The organism is Olsenella uli, assembly GCF_016899935.1.
In the GTDB taxonomy this organism is placed as follows: Bacteria; Actinomycetota; Coriobacteriia; order Coriobacteriales; family Atopobiaceae; genus Thermophilibacter; species Thermophilibacter uli_B.
In genome coordinates, this window is sequence record NZ_JACJJK010000001.1 from 58,519 (window position 1) to 77,625 (window position 19,107).

Sequence of the window (19,107 nt, forward strand, 5' to 3'; positions counted from 1 at the left end):
AACCTCACGTGGCGACCCTCGTCGCATCGCACATCAGCCGATCCTTCGGTGACGGAGCCGAGCGTCAGGTGGTCCTCGACGACCTGACGCTCGAGCTCTCCTCCCCCGCGCTCGTGGCCGTGCTCGGCGAGAGCGGCTGTGGCAAGACGACCCTGCTCAACATCCTCGGCGGGCTCGACCACAGCTTCCAGGGAGACCTCCTCGTCGACGGGAGGGACACGCGCGACTACGCGGAGCGCGACTGGGACCGCTACCGTGCGCGCGAGGTCGGCCTCGTCTTCCAGTCCCCCAACCTCATCGGACACCTGAACGTCATGGAGAACGTCCGGCTCGCGCAGAGCCTCGCGGGCGTCCCGACGCTCGAGGCCGCCCGGCTGCGCGAGCGCGCCCTCGAGCGCTGTGGCATCGCCGGACTGGCCGACAAGCGCCCCGCGACCCTCTCCGGCGGCCAGGCGCTGCGCGCGAGCGTCGCGCGCGCCCTCGCCAAGGACCCGACGATCCTGCTCGCGGACGAGCCCACGGGCTCCCTGGACGAGGGGAGCGGGCGGGACGTGATGGAGCTTCTCGCCGAGCTCGCGCGCGAGCGCCTCGTCATCGTGGTCACCCACAACGAGCGGCTCGCCCGCACCTACGCCACCCAGATCGTCCGCCTCGAGCACGGCCGCGCGGTCCGCGAGGCGCCCGCGCCGGCGGGCCGGCGGGAGGCGACCGGCGGGCGCAGGACGGCCGCGCGCTCGGCTCCTCGCCGGGGGATTGCGCAGCTCGCGCTGCGCCACCTCATGCGCCGCAAGGGACGCTCCCTCGTCACGGGCGTCGCCGTGACGCTCGCGGCGCTCTCGTCGATCCTCATGGTCGCGCTGGGACTGGGGAGCCACGACTTCCTCGAGCGGCTCGCGCTCGGCCTCACGCTCACCCATCCCCTCGTCGTCTCCACGGACCCCTCGCTCGACCTCTCCGTGGGCGCCGACGCCGCGGCCGGGGACGCCCTGACCGTGAGCGACGCCGGCGCGCGGGCCCTCGGCGCGCTCGAGGGGGCGCAGACGGCGGAGGGCGCGCTCGGCGACCTCTACGGCTACCTCACCCTCTCCCATCCCGAGGTCGCAGGCGACGTCCTTGACATCCAGCGCGGCTACGACCTCGAGCTCAACCTCTACGACAGCGAGGGCGAGCAGCTCCTGCGCGCCGGGTCGCCGGTGCTCGGCGAGCGCCTGGCGAAGGCGGGGCTCGTGGAGCCCGAGATGCGCTCGGAGATCGAGGCGCGGATCCCGTCGACGGGCCTCATGCAGGAGCTCGTGAGAAACGACGCGACCGGCACCGCGCCCTACGAGGTGCTCGCGGGCCGCCTCCCTGAGTCCGCCGACGAGGTCGTGCTCATCGTCGGGCGGGACGGCACGATGCTCGACCTCGTCGCCGCCGAGCTCGGCCTCGTGGGCACCGACGAGCTCGCCGAGCGCGCGGGCGAGGAGGACGCGCAACCCCTCGAGCTGCCCTACGAGGACCTTCTCGGCACCACCTATCGCATCGTCCCGACCGCGGACTACTACTACCGCAGCACCGACGGGTCACGCTGGCTGGACGCGCGCACCGAGGAGAGCTCCGTGAGGCTGCCGCAGATCATTGACGAGGCACGGCGGCTCACGGTCGTCGGGGTCGTGCGCCCCGAGGAGCGCTATGCGGACGCCTCCTTCACCGGGGCGATCGGCTATGACGCCGGCCTGGTCGAGGCCCTCGTGGGCGACGCCTGGGAGAGCGGCGTCGTTCGCGAGCAGGCGGCCCGCCCCGACGTCGACGTCTTCTCGGGCAGGAGCTTCGAGGACGGCCTCGCGAGGGGCGACGTGGGCGCCGACGACCTGGTGGCGCTCGCGGGCGAGCTCGGGCTCTCGACGGGGAAGACGGAGGTCCTCGCCGCGCTTACGGACGAGCAGGCGGGCGCGCTCGCCACGCGGCTCGGCTACGACGGGGACCCCTCGCAGCTGGACGATGGCGTCCTCGACGAGCTGCGCGCGCTCTCCGACGACGAGTTCTCCCGCCTGGTGGCGAGCTACGCGACGGCCGACCTCTCCGCGAGCTACGCCCAGAACATGGCATGGCTCGGCGGCATCGACCTCGACGAGCCCACCGAGCTGCGCATCTACGTGAGCGACGCGGAGCAGTCCGACCTCGTGCGCGCCGCCGTCTCCGACTACGCGCGGCTCCGGGGCCTGGGCGACGGCGGTCTGTCCTGCGCGAGCGACCTGCAGCAGCTCGTCGACCAGGCCAACGCCACCGTCGCGACGATCGACCTCGTGCTCGTGGTCCTCTCGCTCGTCCTGGGAACGCTCTCGGTTTTTCTCGTCGCCTCGACGACCTCGATCTCCGCCCTCGAGCGCACCGGAGAGATCGCAGTGCTGCGCGCCCTCGGCGCCACGCGCGGCGACGTCACCGCGCTCTTCCTCGGGGAGAACCTGCTCATAGGCGTGGCGGCCGGAATCGCGGGCGGGCTTCTCGCCTGGGCGCTCGGGCCGTTCGTGAACTCCTACGTGACCATGTTCACCAACATGGGCTCGCTCGTCTCGATCGGCGCCTGGGCATGCCTGCCCGCAGCGGCGTGCTGCGGCGCGCTCACCGCGCTCGCCGGCCTCGTCCCAGCACGCAGGGCGGCGCGACGCGACCCGGCGGGGATCGTGCGCGACCTCACCGTCTGAGGCGCGCGACCGTAACCCGCCGGTCACATCCCCGTGGTATCATCGCGCGGAATCGTCAGCAACCACGGGAGCCCACATGATCGCAGTCGTCAAGGAGACCGCCACCCCCGCACAGCTCGACCAGCTCGTCGGCTGGATCGAGGGGCGCGGCTTCAGAACCAACGTCTCCCAGGGAGACAACGAGACCATCATCGGCATCATCGGCGACACCACGCGCATCGACCCCTTCATCCTCGAGAGCATGGACATCGTCGAGCGGGTGCAGCGCGTCTCCGAGCCCTACAAGCTCGCCAACCGCAAGTTCCACCCCGAGGACACGGTCGTCGACTGCGGCCACGGCGTGCTCGTGGGCGGCGGGAACTTCCAGGTCATCGCCGGACCGTGCTCGGTGGAGGGCAAAAACCTCATCCAGATCGCCCGTGCGGTCAAGGCCGCCGGCGCCACGATGCTGCGCGGCGGGGCCTTCAAGCCCCGCACCAGCCCCTACACCTCGCAGGGCATGGGCGCGCGCGGCCTCGACCTGCTCATGGAGGCGGGCGCCGAGCTGGACATGCCCGTCGTCTCCGAGGTCATGGACCCGCGCGACGTGCAGCTCTTCCTGGACAAGGGCGTTGACGTCCTGCAGATCGGCGCCCGCAACGCGCAGAACTTCCCGCTGCTGCGCGAGGTGGGCAAGACGGACGTGCCGGTCCTGCTCAAGCGCGGCATGTCCGAGACCATCGACGAGCTGCTCATGGGCGCAGAGTACGTGATGAGCGAGGGCAACGCCAACGTCATGCTCTGCGAGCGCGGCATCCGCACCTTCGAGACGCGCACGAGAAACACCTTCGACGTCAACGCGATCCCGGTCCTGCACCACCTCACCCACCTGCCCGTCGTCGGCGACCCAAGCCACGCCACGGGCTACACCCGCTACGTCCGCCCCGGCGCCTACGCCGCCGTGGCCGCCGGCGCCGACGCGCTGGAGATCGAGGTCCACTCCTGCCCCGCCGAGGCGTGGTCGGACGGCGCCCAGGCGCTCACCCCCGACCAGTTCGCCGACGCCATGCGCCGCATCGCCCTCATCCGCGAGGCCGTGACCGCGTCCGTAGAGGAGGCCTAGGTGGCGGCCGAGAAGAACCAGGCGCCCGCACCGACCTACGTCGCGGGGCGCTGCGGCGTGGTGAGCCTCGGGCTCATGGGCGGCTCCTTCGCCAAGGCCTTCGCCGCCGCCGGGGTCGAGGTCTTCGCCTGGAACCGCACGCGCTCCACGCTCGAGCTCGCCATGATCGAGACCGTGACCGGCGAGCTCGACGAGACGACGATCCCCACCTGCGAGCTCATCGTGCTCGCGGGCTACCCCGCCTCCACGGTTCAGTGGCTGGAGCGCTACGCGCCGCTCGTCTCGCCGGGCGCCATCGTGATCGACACCGTGGGCGTCAAGCGCGTCATCTGCGAGCGCTGCGAGCAGATCTGCGCGCCATACCCGTTCACCTTCGTGGGCTGCCACCCCATGGCCGGCACGCAATACTCGGGCTTCGCCCGCGCGCGGGCCACGATGTTCAAGGGCGCCCCGATGGTCGTGGTGCCACCCGCGATGGACGACCTCGAGCGCGCCACGGTGCTCGAGCGCCTGAAGCGGCTCCTCGAGCCCTGCCAGTTCGGCAGCTTCACGCTGGCCACGGCGGACGAGCACGACCGCAACATCGCCTTCACCTCGCAGCTCGCCCACGTGGTCTCCAACGCCTACGTGAAGAGCCCGACGGCCCGCGACCACCGGGGCTTCTCGGCGGGAAGCTACAAGGACCTCACCCGCGTGGCGCGCCTGAACGCGCCCATGTGGACCGAGCTCTTCCTGGACAACGCCGACTACCTCGGCGCGGAGCTGGACTGCATCATAGAGAACCTGACGGCCTACCGCGACGCCCTCGCGGCGCGCAACGCCGAGCGGCTCGAGGCCCTTCTCGCCGAGGGCGACCGCATCAAGAGAGAGATCGAGGGCAGGTAGCATGCGACGGATTCACGTGGACACCCTCTCGCGCCCCTATGACGTGCTCGTAGGCGCCGGGCTTCTCGACGAGCTCGGCCGGCACGTGTGCGAGACGCTCGGACGTCCCCGCTGCTGCGTGGTGACCGAGACCACCGTGGGCCCGCTCTACGCGGAGCGGGCCGAGGCGGCGCTCGCCGCAGCGGGCCTCGAGGTCGCGCCGCGCGTCACGTTCCCGGCCGGCGAGGCCCACAAGACGCTCGCCACGCTCGGCGGCATCCTCGAGGGGCTGGCCGCGCGCGAGCTCACCCGCGACGACGCCGTGGTCGCGCTCGGCGGCGGCGTCACCGGCGACATGGCCGGGCTCGCCGCAGCCCTCTACCTGCGCGGCATTGCCGTCGTGCAGGTGCCCACGTCGCTGCTCGCCATGGTCGACTCCTCCGTGGGCGGCAAGACGGCCGTGGACCTGCCCTCGGGCAAGAACCTCGTCGGCGCGTTCTGGCAGCCCTCCCTCGTCGTGGCCGACGTGCGGACGCTCTCGACCGTCCCCGCCAATCTCTTCCGCGACTCCTGCGGCGAGGTGGTCAAGCACGCCGTCCTCGCCGACGCCGCGCTGCTCGACGAGCTCAGCGAGCGGCCCCTCACCGGGGGCGTCAACGAGGGGCGCCTCGCCGACGTCGTCGCCCGCAACGTGGAGATCAAGCGCGACGTGGTGAGCGCCGACGAGCGCGAGCGGGGCCTGCGCCAGACGCTCAACCTTGGCCACACGCTCGGCCACGCGATCGAGGCGGCGAGCGACTTCGCGCTCGGGCACGGCTCGTGCGTGGCGGCCGGCCTCTGCCTTATCGCGCGCGCCTCGTCGGCGCGGGGCTGGTGCTCGCCCGAGACGGCGGCGCGCATCGTGCGCTGCGTCGAGGCGCACGGCCTGCCGACCGGCACCGACCTGCCCGCCGGCACGCTCATGCGCTACGTCGCCCACGACAAGAAGCGCCACGGGGACGGTGTGAACGTCGTGGTGCCGCGCGAGGTCGGCCGCTGCGAGGTGCGCCGCCTCGGCCTCGACGACCTGCGCGACCTGATCGAGCTCGGCCGCTGACGAGCCGACGTTCTTCTCGCCCGCCCGTAGGTTGTGCGCACGCGCCGAGGTTGTGCGCACGCTGGAAGGGTATGCGCACCGGTGCGTTTCCTATATCCGCAGCTAGATGACCTGTCGAGAAAAACCTGCCGCCGCAACCGTGCGCATAACCTCAGCGCGTGCGCATAACCTTCTCGGCTTGGGCGAGACCAGGGCAGACCACGTCGGACAAGGCCAAGCCAGCACGTTTTCCCGCTGAGCCCGGACCGGGCCGCCTGCGGCAGAAACGGCGCCGCCCACGAACTCGTCGTCCGCCCCGCACGCGCCTCATGAGCCCCTGAGCTGCGACAGAATGCCAGCTGCAAGTCGGCGGCAATGTCGCGCGAGCACCGATTCCTATAGTGGGTCCCATGATTACCGTCGATGACAGATCCGCCCTGGCGCGCTGGTCGGAGCCCGGGCTCGGACAGCGGCTCGGGAGCCCCGTCTGCCCGCCCGTCCCCTGGCAGACGGACGGGGCCAGCGTTCGCGACGAGGCCGTCCTCCGGGCGGCGCAGCTCGCGGCGACGCCGGAGCACCCCCTCCACGTCCTCGTGTCCGACCCGGCCAGGCGCATCCGGCTCCCCGGCGTGATCTCGCACGTGTGGTCGACCGAGCTCCCCGATGGGGCGCTCCTGCGGCTGACCCCGGAGGTCCTCATCGTCTCCCCGAGCTTCTGCCTGCAGAACATCTCCGCCCGGAGCGACGAGGTCGTCGCGGCCGTAGCCGCGATGGAGATCTGCGGCTCCTACGGCAGGTCGGCCGGCGCCCCGGACGGGTTCTACAAGCGGGCGCCCCTCGAGACCGTCGAACATCTGCGGGAGCACTTCGCGGCGACCCACAGCCACGGGGCGAGAAGGGCGCGCGTCGCCGTGGCCCACGTGGTCCCGGGGTCGCGCTCCCCCATGGAGACCGTCGTCGTCCTGCTCTTCACCCTTCCCGTCTCGCTCGGCGGCTGCGGTCTGCCCGCCCCTGAGCTCAACGCCCGGATCGAGATTCCGACCAGCCTGCGCGCCGCGCTCGGGAAGCCCTACGTGGTGGTCGACCTCTGCTGGACAGACCGCCGCGTCATCCTGGAGTACGACAGCTACCTCTGGCACTCGAGCGCCCGCGCGGTCGACTCGGACAGCACCCGCAACGAGGGGCTGCGCGACGAGGGCTGGATGGTGCGCTCCGTGACTGCGGGGATGCTCTCCAACGATGCGATGCGTCGCGAGCTCGTCGCAAAGGTGACGGCGCGCTTCGGACGGGCGCTTCTGGCCACGGAGGCCTTCGACCGGCTGCAGCACGACCTCGTGCACCGCCTGCTGCGCTGCTAGGGCGCGGTTCTTCTCGCCTGCCCGCAGGTCGTGCGCACGCGCGGAGGTTATGCGCACGGTTCCGGCGGGCGGTCTTTCTCGCCAGGCTATCTAGCTGCGAATATAGGAAACGCACCTGTGCGCACACCCTTCGAACGTGCGCATAACCTCGGCACGTGCGCATAACCTAGATCGAAAGCGTTTCTCGCCTGTGACGGGAGGAGCGCCCCGAGCGCCTTCGTCGCGCCGCCGCGGTAGCATAGACGGGATTCATCGTTCAACGAGAAGGACAGGCAGCTTGAACATCACCGTACATCCTGGCCCCCTCGGCGGCGAGCTCGACGCGCCGTCCTCGAAGTCGGAGGCGCACCGCGCGCTCATCTGTGCCGCGTTCGCCCCCGGCACGACGGACCTCGCCTGCTCGACCACCTCGGCGGACATCGACGCCACCGTCTCGTGCCTCGAGTCCCTCGGCGCGCGCGTCGCCCGCACCCGGACGGGGTTCCGCGTGCGGCCCGTCCCCGGCTCCTCCGCGACCGACAACCTGCCCGAGCCCGCCCGCGACGCGACGCTCGACTGCGGCGAGTCCGGCTCCACGCTCCGCTTCCTGCTGCCCGTCGTCTGCGCGCTCGGCTGTGGCGCCTCGCTCGTCGGGCACGGGCGGCTGCCGCAGCGCCCACTCTCGCCCCTCTACGAGCAGCTCGTCGAGCACGGCGCCGCGCTCTCGCCCCAGGGGTCGAGCCCGCTCGTCGTGCGCGGCCGCGTCCGCGCCGGCCGCTTTGAGCTCGCCGGCAACGTCTCGTCCCAGTACGTGAGCGGCCTGCTGCTCGCCGCGCCGCTGTTGCGCGCGCCCGTCGAGGTGGTCGTCAGCGAGCCGGTCGAGTCCCGGCCCTACATCGAGATCACCCTCTCCGTGCTGCGCCGCTTTGGCGTCGAGGTCTCCCGCTCGCGCGGGTGCGACGCTGCGGGCAACCCGGCGCTCGTCTACGACGTCGCCGCCTCGGACGGCCTCTCGTCCCCCGGCTCGTTCGCGGTCGGCGGGGACTGGTCGAACGCCGCGTTCTGGCTCGTCGCCGGCGCGCTCGGCGAGCGCGGCGTCGCCGTGCGCGGCCTCGACGCCGGGAGCGCCCAGGGCGACCGCACCATCCTCGCCGCGCTCTCGCTGCTCGGGGCCCATGTCCTGCGCACCCCCTCCGGCGCCGCCGTGCGCCCGGCCGAGCTCAGGGGCGCGCGGCTCGACGTCAGCGACTGCCCCGACCTCGTCCCGCCGCTCGCCGCAGCGGCGGCGTTCGCCGAGGGGACGACGCGCATCACCGGCGCCGCGCGCCTGCGCCTCAAGGAGTCCGACCGCATCGAGACCGTCTCAGCCGCGCTGCGCGCGCTCGGCGCCGTCGTGGAGACGGACGACGACGGTCTCTCCGTCACGGGGGCGCCCGCCCTGCGCGGCGGCACCGTCGACGCCGCCAACGACCACCGCATCGCGATGATGGCGGCGGTGCTCGCCACGCGCTGCCAGAACCCGACCACCATCCTCGGCGCCGAGTGCGTCGAGAAGTCCTACCCGCGCTTCTTCGAGGACCTCGAGCGCCTCGGGGGCCGCGTCGAAAAGGAGGCATGATGCCGTCCACGCTCGGAACCGCGCTCCGCGTCACCGTCTTCGGACAGTCCCACTCCCCCGCCGTCGGCTGCGTCGTGGAGGGGCTGCCCGCCGGCATGCCCGTCGACCTCGATGCGCTCGCCGCCTTCGTCGCCCGACGGGCGCCGGGGTCCGACCCCTGGAGCACCCCGCGCAAGGAGCCGGACGAGCCCCGCGTCGTCTCCGGCCTCAACCCGCGCGGCGAGACCTGCGGCGCGCCGCTCGCCGCGATCATCGAGAACACCAACACGCGCTCGCAGGACTACAACAACCTGCTCGCGGTCCCGCGGCCCGGTCACGCCGACTTCACCGCCTGGGCCAAGTGGCACGGCGCCCAGGACGTCCCCGGCGGCGGGCACTTCTCGGGACGCCTCACGGCGGCGCTCTGCGTGGCGGGCGGCCTCGCGCTGCAGTGGCTCGAGCGGCAGGGCGTCACCGTGCGCGCGCACGTGGCGGAGCTCGCGGGCATCGAGGACACGCCCTTCTCGGCCCTCGACAACTCCCCCGCCGCACGCGAGGAGCTCGCGGCGCAGATGGCCGCCCTCGCCGACGGCCGGCGCGTGGCGACCATCGACGCCGACGCCGGCGCGCGCATGGTCGAGGCCGTGCTCGACGCCCGCTCGCACAAGGACACGCTCGGCGGCATCGTCGAGTGCGTCGCCACCGGGCTTCCCGCCGGCGCGGGCTCGCCGATGTTCGACGGCGTGGAGAACGTCCTCGCGCGCGACCTCTTTGGCATCCCCTCGGTCAAGGGCGTGGAGTTCGGGCGCGGGTTCGCGGTCGCGCGGATGCGCGGCACCCAGAACAACGACCCCTACGAGGTGCGCGACGGCGCCTGCGTGCCGCGCACCAACAACGCCGGCGGCATCCTCGGCGGCATCACCACCGGCGCGCCCGTCCTCGTGCGCTGCGCGTTCAAGCCCATCTCCAGCATCATGATGGACCAGCAGTCGGTCGACCTCACCACGATGGAGCCGGCCACCCTGCGCGTTCACGGCCGCCACGACACCACGGCCGTCCTGCGCGCGGTCCCCGTGGTCGAGGCGGTCTGCGCGCTCGGCCTCGCGGACGTCCTGCTCGGCTGGCCGGCTGAGTAGGCTTGCACGCCGCGTCGGACCGGCCGACCGGGTCCGCCGCGAGTTCTTGCCGAGCGTCCTTCTCGGCAAGCTGTTTGAGCGCCGGACCCGGTCGGCCGGTCCGACGCGGCACGTTACCGGTACGTACGAAAGGCAGCACATGGCAGAGCTCTCTGACCTCAGACGGCGAATCGACGAGATAGACTCCCGGATCTTCGAGCTCTTCGCGGAGCGTACAACGGTCGCGGAGGAGGTCGCGGCCTACAAGCGCGAGAGCGGGATGCGGATCTTCGACCCAGCTCGCGAGCGCGCCAAGGTCGCCGACGCCGCCGAGCACGTGCCCGAGGACCTGGCCACCTACGCCCAGGTCATGATGGAGCTCCTCATGGAGGCATCTCGGGCGCGGCAGCACGAGCTTCTCGACGACACCGCCGACGACGCCGCGCTGCGAGCCATCGCCGCCGCACGCCAGCGGACTCCCGAGCTCTTCCCGCCGTCGGCTCGCGTCTCCTGCCAGGGTGTGGAGGGCGCCTACTCCCAGATCGCGGCCGAGAAGATCTTCCGCCGGCCCACCATCTCCTACGCACCGACCTTCGACGGCGTCTTCCGCGCCGTGGGACAGGGCCTCGCGCGCTACGGCGTCATCCCGTTCGAGAACTCCACGGCCGGCTCCGTCCGCCAGGTGTTCGACCTCATGATGGAGAACTCGTTCCACATCGTCCGCACCACCCGCGTGAAGGTCGACCACAACCTCCTCGCCAACCCGGGAGCACGCCTCTCCGAAATCCGGGACATCTACAGCCACGAGCAGGCGATCGGCCAGTGCGCGGAGTTCCTCTCCGGCCTGCCGGACGTTCGGGTGCACGTCTGCGAGAACACCGCCGTCGCCGCCGAGCGCGTCGCCGAGTCGGGCCGGACGGACGTGGCGGCGCTGTCATCCTTGCCGTGCGCGGACCTCTACGGCCTCGACGTGCTCTCCTCGAGCGTCCAGGACCGCGACAACAACTACACGCGCTTCGCATGCATCTCCCGCGACCTGGAGATCTATCCCGGGGCTGACCGCACCTCGCTCATGATCGTGCTCCCCCACGAGCCCGGCTCGCTCTACAAGCTGCTCGCCAAGTTCTACGCGCTCGACATCAACCTCCTCAAGCTCGAGAGCCGCCCCATCCCCGAGCGTGACTTCGAGTTCATGTTCTACTTCGAGCTCGACTGCCCCGTCGCCGCCCCGGAGTTTTCCTCCCTCATGGCGACGATCGGCGGGCTCTGCCAGGAGTGCCGCTACCTCGGCAGCTACGCGGAGGTGCTCTAGCGTGGGCGCGGCCGAGAAGGGCCTCGGCGACGCACCGTACGGCCTCGTCGGACGCAGGCTCGGCCACAGCTGGTCGGCGCAGATCCACGAGCGCCTGGGATCGGCCCCCTATCGGCTCGTCGAGCTCGAGCCCGACGAGCTGGCTCCCTTCGTCCGGCAGGGCTCGTGGCGCGGCCTCAACGTGACCATCCCCTACAAGCGCGAGGCGGCGCGCCTGGCCGACGTTCGCTCCGCCGCCGTCGAGCGCCTCGGTGCCGCAAACACCCTGGTGCGCGCCGAGGACGGCTCCATCGTCGCCGAGAACACCGACGTGCTCGGCTTCGCATGGATGCTCTCCCGCTTCTGTCGCGAGCGTCTCGGGGCGTCGCCGCGCGAGCTGCTCGAGGGCGAGAAGGTCATCGTCCTCGGAAGCGGCGGAGCGAGCCAGGCCGTCGTCGACGCTCTCTCCAACACGGTGGGGGCGGAACCCGTCGTCATCTCCCGGTCCGGAACCGAGACCTACGACACGCTCGTCGAGCGTCACGCCGACGCGGTCCTTCTCGTCAACACGACCCCGGTCGGCATGTTTCCCGAGTGCCCGGCGTCCCCCGTCCCCGAGGGGGACCTCGCCGCGCTCGGGAGCCTCAGGGGCGTCCTCGACGTCGTCTACAACCCCACGCGGACCGGCCTCGTCCTCGCCGCCGAGCGCCTCGGCCTGCCCGCCGAGAGCGGCCTCGCGATGCTCGTCGCCCAGGCGCTCTACGCAAGCGAGCTCTTTCAGGGACGCGACCTCGACGACTCCCTCGTCACCGAGGTCGAGCGACAGATCGCCGGTCAGGCGGAGAACGTCGTCTTGATCGGGATGCCCGGGGCGGGCAAGACGAGCTGCGGGCGCGAGCTCGCGCGCCTGCTCGGACGCCCCTTCGTCGACCTCGACGACGCCGTCGAGGTCGCGTGCGGCCGCAGCCCCGCCCAGATCATCGAGCAGGACGGCGAGGCGGCCTTCCGCGCTGTGGAGACGGAGACGGCCGGCCGCTACGGCGCCCGCTCGGGCCTCGTCGTCGCCTGCGGCGGCGGCGTGGTCACGCGCCCGGAGAACCGCGACCTGCTGTGCCAGAACGGCCGGGTCGTCCTCCTCGACCGCCCGCTGGGCGAGCTCAGCTCGGACGGCCGGCCCATGTCGCGCTCGCGCGGGGTGGAGCGGCTCGCCGCCGAGCGCATGCCGGCCTACCGTGCCTGGGCGGACGTCACGCTCCCCTGCACCGGCTCGCCGGCCGGGGACGCCGCCGCGCTGAGGGAGCTTCTCGACCTCTAGGCACGAAGACGACACAAACCCACCGCATTTCTCGCCGTCTGCGACACCGCTCGGCGGAATGCGGCAACTTCGCGCGGGCGCCCCGTATACTTCCACCCGACGCATACGATGAACGCGGTGAGTGAGGAGACGGGGCTCCCGCTCGCGATTCGACGACGAAAGGGTCGCGACGTGGACAGACAGCAGATTGCGGAGGAGGTCCTCGCCGCCGTGGGCGGCAAGGAGAACGTCGCTGCGAACGACATCTGCATGACCCGCCTGAGGATTCTCACCCAGGACCCCTCCCTCGTCGACACCGACCAGCTCTCCGCCGCGCGCGGCGTCCTCGGCTTCGTCCGGCGCGGGACGCGCGGCATCGAGGTCGTCTTTGGCCCTGGCAAGGCCGAGGCCGTGCACGAGGCGCTCGCCAGGCTCACCGGCATCGAGGGCAGCGAGGACGCCTTCGCGCCCGACGCCGTGCCCGCGCCCGCCCCGCTCCACGTCCACATCTCCCAGAACCCGCTCCGCGACGCCTCCATCGCGCAGATGGAGCATGACCGGGACGCCGAGGGGGAGCCCGGGACCTCGAGCGTGGAGGACCTGGTCAGCCTGCTCGACTCCATCGACTCCGCGCCTGCGGGCGAGGACGCCGAGGAGGCCGAGACGGAGGCGGAGCCCCCGGCGCCCGCCGCGCCCGACGCGCCGGCGCGCGTCCTCGTTATCAACGGGCCCAACATCAACATGCTCGGCATCCGCGAGCCCGACATCTACGGTCACGACACCTATCGCGCGATGCTCCAGCTCTGCCACGACGCCGCCGAGGAGGCGGGCTTCTCGGAGTGCACCTGCTTCCAGTCAAACCACGAGGGCGACCTCATCGACGCGATCCAGGACGCCTACGGCTGCTACGCGGGCATCGTCATCAACCCCGGCGCCTACACGCACACCTCGATCGCGATCCTCGACGCCGCCAAGGCGGTGGGGCTCCCGATGGTCGAGGTGCACATCTCCAAAGTCGACGAGCGCGAGGAGTTCCGGCGCGTCTCCTACATCCGCGCCGCCTGCTTCGAGACCGTCACCGGCATGGGTATCGAGGGCTACCGCAAGGCCATCCTCGACCTCGCCGCCCACGTGGGCCTGTAGGCCCCGCGCGCCCCCGCTCAGCGCGGCCGGCAGCTCCAGACGGAGCCCTCCGTGGCGATGAAGTCCACGGGCACGTCATGGGGGTCGGCGGGCAGGGGATTTGACGAGAGCATCGTGGTTCTCGCCAGGCCGATCTTGTCGCCGGGATAGAAGGCCAGGAAGCGGTCGTAGTAGCCCCCGCCGTACCCGACACGGTGGCCGGCGCCGTCGAAGACGAGCCCCGGCACGAGGCAGACCGACCCGACGAGCTGCGCGGGCTCGGTGAGGACCGGGGCGTCCGCCGGGGGCTCGAGGATGTCCATCGTGCGCGGGGCGAGCTCGTCGAGCGAGCTGATCTCGTGAAACGTCATGCGTCGCGCGACGAGGTCGGTGCGCGGCACGCCCACGCGACGCCCGGCGGCGAGCAGCCGCTCGATCAGCGCGCGGGTGCCGACCTCGTCGGCTCGGGAGACGTAGGTGAGCACGAGCGGGGCCTCGGAGAAAATCGGGAACGCCGTGAGGGCGCTCGCGATCGAGGAGTCGCTCTCGAGACGGGTGCGCTCCGGGATGGAGCGCCGCACGCGGAGGTAGTTGCTCCTGAGGGAGCTCTTGTCGGCGTCCGTTCCGTACGAGCTTGCCAAAGCGCCCCCTCCCGTTAGTCGCAACGGGTTCATTCTAGCAGTGTTTGCGCGTCGCCCGTTCGCAACGCGCGGCAGTTTGCCGTACCATGGTTGGTCGGTCGAGACGTCCGTGCCCACGCGCGAGAAGTGGAGGAACCATGCCCAACGAGGGAAGCTACGAGGCTGCCAAGCGCAGGAGCGACGAGGTCCACGCTGACCTGCTCGTCCACCCCGAGAACTACACGATGCTCACGGGCGACCGCCCGACGGGCAGGCTGCACCTGGGCCACTACTTCGGGACGCTCGTGGACCGCGTGCGCCTGCAGGACCTGGGCGTGCGCACCAACATCATCATCGCGGACTACCAGGTCATCACCGACCGCGACACCACCGAGCACATCAGAGACAACGTCTACAACATGGTCATCGACTACCTGGCCTGCGGGATCGACCCGGCCAAGACGATGATCTTCACGCACTCGGCGGTGCCCGAGCTGAACCAGCTCATGCTGCCGTTCCTCTCCCTCGTGACCGAGGCCGAGATGGAGCGCAACCCCACGGTCAAGGCCGAGCAGGAGGCGTCCGGCCATGCGCTCACGGGGCTCCTGCTCACCTACCCCGTGCACCAGGCCTGCGACATCCTCTTCTGCAAGGGCAACATCGTGCCCGTGGGCCGCGACCAGCTCCCGCACATCGAGATCACGTCCAAGATCGCGCGCCGCTTCAACGAGCGCTACGGCTGCGTCTTCCCGGACGTGACGGGCCTTCTCACCTCCACGCCGCTGCTCCCGGGCCTGGACGGCCGCAAGATGAGCAAATCCTACGGCAACGCCATCTCCATCTCCATGACGGCGGAGGAGACGGCCAAGCTGATCAAGAAGTCCAAGAGCGACTCCGAGCGCATGATCACCTTTGACCCCGAGAGCCGCCCGGAGATCTCCGGCCTGCTCACCACGGCCGGCATCTGCACCGGGCGCGACCCGAGAGAGATCGCCGAGGAGATCGGCATGGGCGGCGCGGGGCAGCTCAAGCGCGTGGTCACCGAGGCCGTGAACGGCTACTTCGCGCCCATTCGCGCGCGCCGCGAGGAGATCGCCCGCGACATGGGCTACGTGGCCGACGTCCTCCACGAGGGCAACCGTCGCGCGCGCGAGATCGCTGCCGCGACCCTCGACGAGGTGCGCGAGGCCATGGGCATGGTCTACTAGGCGCGACGGACCGGTGACGTCTAACCCCTGACCAAGAATCCCGAGAAGCGCGCGGCGACAAGAACGCGCTTCTCGGGATTTCTGTCCTCACGGAGACGAATCCCGGGTTACGTACGCGACGGGAGCGTCACGTGCGCGCGCTTCTCGGGATTCATGGTTTTGGTGAACGCACCAGCCGGGATTACCGGCGGGCACGCCCCTTAGCTGAGCGTCGCGAGCATCACGGCTTTGATGCTGTGGAGGCGGTTCTCGGCCTCGTCAAAGACGCGGCTGCGCGGGCCCTCAAAGACCTCGTCGGTGACCTCGAGCTCGGCCAGGCCGAACTTCTGGTAGACCTCCTCGCCGATCGTGGTCTTGCGGTCGTGGAAGCTCGGCAGGCAGTGCATGAAGATCGCGTCGGGCGCCGCCTTGGCCATGAGCTCGGCATTGACCTGGTATGGGGAGAGCAGGCGGATGCGCTCGCCCCAGAGCTCGGAGCTCTCACCCATGGAGACCCAGATGTCGGTGTAGATGACGCTCGCGTCGCGCGCGCCTTCCTCGACGTCGGCCGTGAGCGTGATCGTGGAGCCGGTCTCGGACGCGACCGCGCGGCAGGTCTCCACGAGCCCGGCCGAGGGCATCTGCTCGGCGGGTCCGCACGCACAGAAGTCGATCCCCAGCTTGGCGCAGACCACCATCAGCGAGTTGCCCACGTTGTTGCCCGCGTCGCCCATGAACGTGACCTTGCGGCCGCGCATGCCGCCGCGCCCGAACTCCTCCTCCATTGTGAGCACGTCGGCGAGCATCTGCGTGGGGTGGAACTCCGTGGTGAGGCCGTTCCACACTGGCACGCCCGCGTACGCCGCGAGCTCCTCCACGCGCTCCTGCCCGAAGCCCCGGTACTCGATGCCGTCGAACATGCGCCCGAGCACGCGCGCGGTGTCCGCGATGGACTCCTTCTTGCCGATCTGGCTCGCGCTCGGGTCCAGGTAGACCGCGTGCATGCCCAGGTCGGCCGCGCCCACCTCGAAGGCGCAGCGCGTGCGCGTGGAGGTCTTCTCAAAGATGAGGGCGACGTTTTTGCCCTCGAGGTAGCGGTGCGGCTCGCCCGCGCGCTTCTTGGCCTTGAGCTCGGCGGAGAGGTCCAGCAGGGAGCGGATCTCCTCGGGCGTGAAGTCGAGGAGCTTGAGGAAGCTGCGTCCGGAGAGGTCGTGCGTCATGGGGGTCTCCTTTCAGAGGGGTCCGCAGGCGGGAGGGACGATCCCTTGCAAAACGATAACGTCGCCGAGCCGCCGTGGCCGTAGCCCGCCTGAGCTATCATGGTACACGGTCGGATGCTGCCCCGCTCAGGGGCATCGGGAAAGGGAAATACAATGGCAAAGGCTGCCGGCGAGAAGAACGAGAAGGTCGAGAGGACCGAGAGGCCCGAGAAGGGCGCCAAGGCGGAGAAGGCCCCCGGGCGCGACTTCTCCTACACGCAGAACCGCGAGATCAGCTGGCTGCGCTTCGACGACCGCATCCTCGACGAGGCCTACGACGAGACCGTCCCGGTCTTCGAGCGCCTCAAGTTCTGCGAGATCGTGGAGTCCAACCTCGACGAGTGGTTCATGATCCGCGTCGGCGGCCTCTCCGACCTCGCCTCCCTCAAGAACCAGCCCAAGGACAACAAGTCCAACATGACGCCCGGCGAGCAGCTCGACGCCATCTTCGAGGCCCTGCCCGCCCTCGTGGGACGTCACGAGCGCGGCCTCGCCGAGGTCGAGGCGGCCCTGGCCGAGAAGGGCCTCGTGCGCGTCTCCCCCGCCGACTACACCGACGCCGACCGCGCCACGGTGCAGCGCCACTTCGAGCGCCGGCTCGCCCCGATCATCTCCCCGCTCATCGTGGACCCGCGCCACCCCTTCCCCAACCTGCGCAACGGCCGCCTCTTCGTGGCCTGCTCGCTCGACGGCGAGGAGGAGAGCGGGCTTCTCGGCATCATCGAGGTGCCCCGCACCGAGGGCCGCGTGGTGGCGCTGCCTTCCTCGTCCAAGGCCTACCGCTACACGCTGCTCGAGGACGTGCTCGAGACCTGCCTCGACCAGTGCTTCGGCGACTACGCCCCCAAGCGCTCCGCCGTCCTGCGCGTCACGCGCAACGCCGACATCGACCCCGACGGCGAGGGCGTCGAGGAGGAGGAGGACTACCGCCAGCACATGAAGAAGGTCCTCAAGCTCCGCCAGCGCCTGCAGCCGGTGCGCCTGGAGATCCGGGGCAAGCTCGGCAAGAAGCTCGAGGACCTGATCGCCGACGAGCTCTCCCTCGAGCCGAGGCGCGTCTTCCACCTGAGCCGCCCGATCGACCTCGGCTACGTCTACGGCCTGGAGTCCCACATCCCTGACCACGAGCACACCGCCTGCGTCTATCGCCCCTTCGAGCCGCAGATCTCGCCGATGGTCGACCTCGCGCTGCCCATGCGCGGCCAGGTGGAGGACCACGACGTCCTGCTCACCTACCCCTACGAGTCCATGACGCCGCTGCTGCGCCTCGTGCGCGAGGCCTCCGCCGACGACGCCTGCATCTCGATCAAGATCACGCTCTACCGCGTGGCCAAGAGCTCGCACCTCTGCGAGAGCCTGATCAGCGCCGCCGAGGCGGGCAAGGACGTGACCGTGCTGATGGAGCTGCGCGCCCGCTTCGACGAGGCCAACAACATCGCCTGGGCCGAGCGGCTCGAGGACGCCGGCTGCACCGTCATCTACGGCTCCGAGGGCTTCAAGTGCCACTCCAAGATCTGCCAGATCACCTACCACGACCGCGACGGCATCAGCCGCATCACCTGCCTCGGCACCGGCAACTTCAACGAGAAGACCGCCACGCTCTACTCCGACTTCATGTACCTCACCGCCGACGAGGGCATCGGCGCGGACGGCAACACCTTCTTCCGCAACCTCTCGCTCGGCAACCTCCGCGGCTCCTACAAGCACCTCGGCGTCGCGCCGGTGGGCCTCAAGCCCCTCGTCATGCGCGGGCTCGACCGCGAGATCTCCCGCGCCCGCGCCGGGGAGCCGGCCAAGGTCTTCCTCAAGATGAACTCGCTTACGGACCGAGACGTCATCGACAAGATCTCCGAGGCGTGCGAGGCGGGCGTGCGCGTGGTCATGATCGTGCGCGGCATCTGCTGCATCAAGGCGGGCGTGCCGGGCAAGACCGACGGCCTCGTGATCCGCCAGATCGCCGGGCGCTTCCTCGAGCACGCGCGCATCTACGCCTTCGGCGAGGACATGGACACGATCTACCTCTCGAGCGCGGACATGATGACGAGAAACACGGAGCGCCGCGTGGAGATCGCCTACCCCGTGCGCGACCCGGCGTGCTCCCAGATCGTGCGCCACTTCATCGAGCTCCAGCTCGCCGACAACGTCAAGGCCCGCCAGCTCACCTCCAAGGGCACCTGGGCCCGCATCGAGGTCGCGCCGGACGCGCCGCGCGTCGTCTGCCAGGAGGTGCTGCTGCGCGAGGCCTACGAGCGCGCCCGCGCCGCCGTCGAGGCGCGCGCGGCGGCCGCCAAGGCCGAGCGCATCGAGCCCGAGGCCGACGCCGCGCCCCAGCTCGCCTCCGTCGAGCGGGCCGAGCGCGAGGAGCCCGGCTACGTCGAGGTGAGCGCGCAGGCGAGCGCGCCCGAGCCCGAGCGTCCCGTCGCGGCGCCGGTGACGCCGCAGACGGTGGCGCGGCCGACGGCCAAGCGCGGCCGCGTCTCGCGAGCCCTGTCGCTCTTCGGCCAGGCCTTCGGCACGCTCTTCGGCGGGGGCGACGAGTGAGCCGGGCGGACGAGCTCGA

General features: G+C 70.9%; 14 protein-coding genes. 12 read left to right on the forward strand and 2 right to left on the reverse strand.

What is annotated here, in order from left to right:
* Nucleotides 1–8 precede the first annotated feature (8 nt).
* The 10 genes from H6A07_RS00285 (at nt 9) to H6A07_RS00330 (ending at nt 13,502) form a co-directional block, all read left to right on the forward strand.
* Entirely contained in the window at nt 9–2,684 is a 2,676-nt protein-coding gene (locus tag H6A07_RS00285; RefSeq protein ID WP_204812239.1) for an ATP-binding cassette domain-containing protein, read from the forward strand.
* A 76-nt stretch (nt 2,685–2,760) separates the two neighbouring features.
* Nucleotides 2,761–3,786, forward strand: a complete 1,026-nt coding sequence (gene aroF, locus H6A07_RS00290; protein ID WP_204812241.1) for a 3-deoxy-7-phosphoheptulonate synthase — start codon at nt 2,761–2,763, stop codon at nt 3,784–3,786.
* Nucleotides 3,787–4,671 carry a prephenate dehydrogenase gene (locus H6A07_RS00295; RefSeq protein WP_342636515.1) on the forward strand — a complete coding sequence of 295 codons (885 nt, stop codon included), beginning with the start codon at nt 3,787–3,789 and terminating at the stop codon, nt 4,669–4,671.
* A 1-nt stretch (nt 4,672) separates the two neighbouring features.
* Nucleotides 4,673–5,746 (forward strand): 3-dehydroquinate synthase, encoded by a 1,074-nt coding sequence (aroB, locus tag H6A07_RS00300; protein WP_204812243.1) that lies wholly within the window; start codon nt 4,673–4,675, stop codon nt 5,744–5,746.
* Nucleotides 5,747–6,135: 389 nt separating this feature from the next.
* Nucleotides 6,136–7,083 carry a hypothetical protein gene (locus H6A07_RS00305; RefSeq protein ID WP_204812245.1) on the forward strand — a complete coding sequence of 316 codons (948 nt, stop codon included), beginning with the start codon at nt 6,136–6,138 and terminating at the stop codon, nt 7,081–7,083.
* 277 nt (nt 7,084–7,360) lie between these two features.
* The gene (gene aroA, locus H6A07_RS00310) at nt 7,361–8,680 is read left to right on the forward strand and encodes a 3-phosphoshikimate 1-carboxyvinyltransferase (protein ID WP_204812247.1); all 1,320 of its coding nucleotides are present in this window, start codon (nt 7,361–7,363) and stop codon (nt 8,678–8,680) included.
* On the forward strand, nt 8,680–9,795 hold the full coding sequence (aroC, locus tag H6A07_RS00315; RefSeq protein ID WP_204812256.1) for a chorismate synthase: 1,116 nt from the start codon (nt 8,680–8,682) through the stop codon (nt 9,793–9,795). The genes aroA and aroC overlap by 1 nt, the downstream gene beginning before the upstream one ends.
* A 139-nt stretch (nt 9,796–9,934) precedes the next feature.
* Nucleotides 9,935–11,086: a bifunctional chorismate mutase/prephenate dehydratase gene (locus tag H6A07_RS00320; RefSeq protein WP_204812268.1), complete on the forward strand. Its 1,152-nt coding sequence runs from the start codon at nt 9,935–9,937 to the stop codon at nt 11,084–11,086.
* A gap of 1 nt (nt 11,087) precedes the next feature.
* Nucleotides 11,088–12,380: a shikimate kinase gene (locus H6A07_RS10345; protein WP_204812270.1), complete on the forward strand. Its 1,293-nt coding sequence runs from the start codon at nt 11,088–11,090 to the stop codon at nt 12,378–12,380.
* Between the two features lie 171 nt (nt 12,381–12,551).
* Nucleotides 12,552–13,502 (forward strand): type II 3-dehydroquinate dehydratase, encoded by a 951-nt coding sequence (locus tag H6A07_RS00330; protein WP_342636516.1) that lies wholly within the window; start codon nt 12,552–12,554, stop codon nt 13,500–13,502.
* 17 nt (nt 13,503–13,519) lie between these two features.
* Here H6A07_RS00330 and H6A07_RS00335 read toward each other — a convergent pair whose 3' ends face one another.
* Nucleotides 13,520–14,122: a 5-formyltetrahydrofolate cyclo-ligase gene (locus H6A07_RS00335; RefSeq protein WP_204812274.1), complete on the reverse strand. Its 603-nt coding sequence runs from the start codon at nt 14,120–14,122 to the stop codon at nt 13,520–13,522.
* A gap of 137 nt (nt 14,123–14,259) precedes the next feature.
* Between H6A07_RS00335 and trpS the strand changes: the two genes are divergently transcribed.
* Entirely contained in the window at nt 14,260–15,309 is a 1,050-nt protein-coding gene (gene trpS, locus H6A07_RS00340; RefSeq protein WP_204812276.1) for a tryptophan--tRNA ligase, read from the forward strand.
* A 200-nt stretch (nt 15,310–15,509) separates the two neighbouring features.
* Here the strand turns inward: trpS and argF are convergent, their stop codons facing one another.
* On the reverse strand, nt 15,510–16,508 hold the full coding sequence (argF, locus tag H6A07_RS00345) for an ornithine carbamoyltransferase (RefSeq protein ID WP_204812278.1): 999 nt from the start codon (nt 16,506–16,508) through the stop codon (nt 15,510–15,512).
* A 153-nt stretch (nt 16,509–16,661) separates the two neighbouring features.
* On the opposite strand from argF, the gene ppk1 reads away from it, so the two are divergent.
* Complete coding sequence (gene ppk1 / locus H6A07_RS00350) at nt 16,662–19,088, forward strand: polyphosphate kinase 1 (protein ID WP_204812280.1); 2,427 nt, start codon at nt 16,662–16,664, stop codon at nt 19,086–19,088.
* The last annotated feature ends 19 nt before the right edge of the window (nt 19,089–19,107 follow it).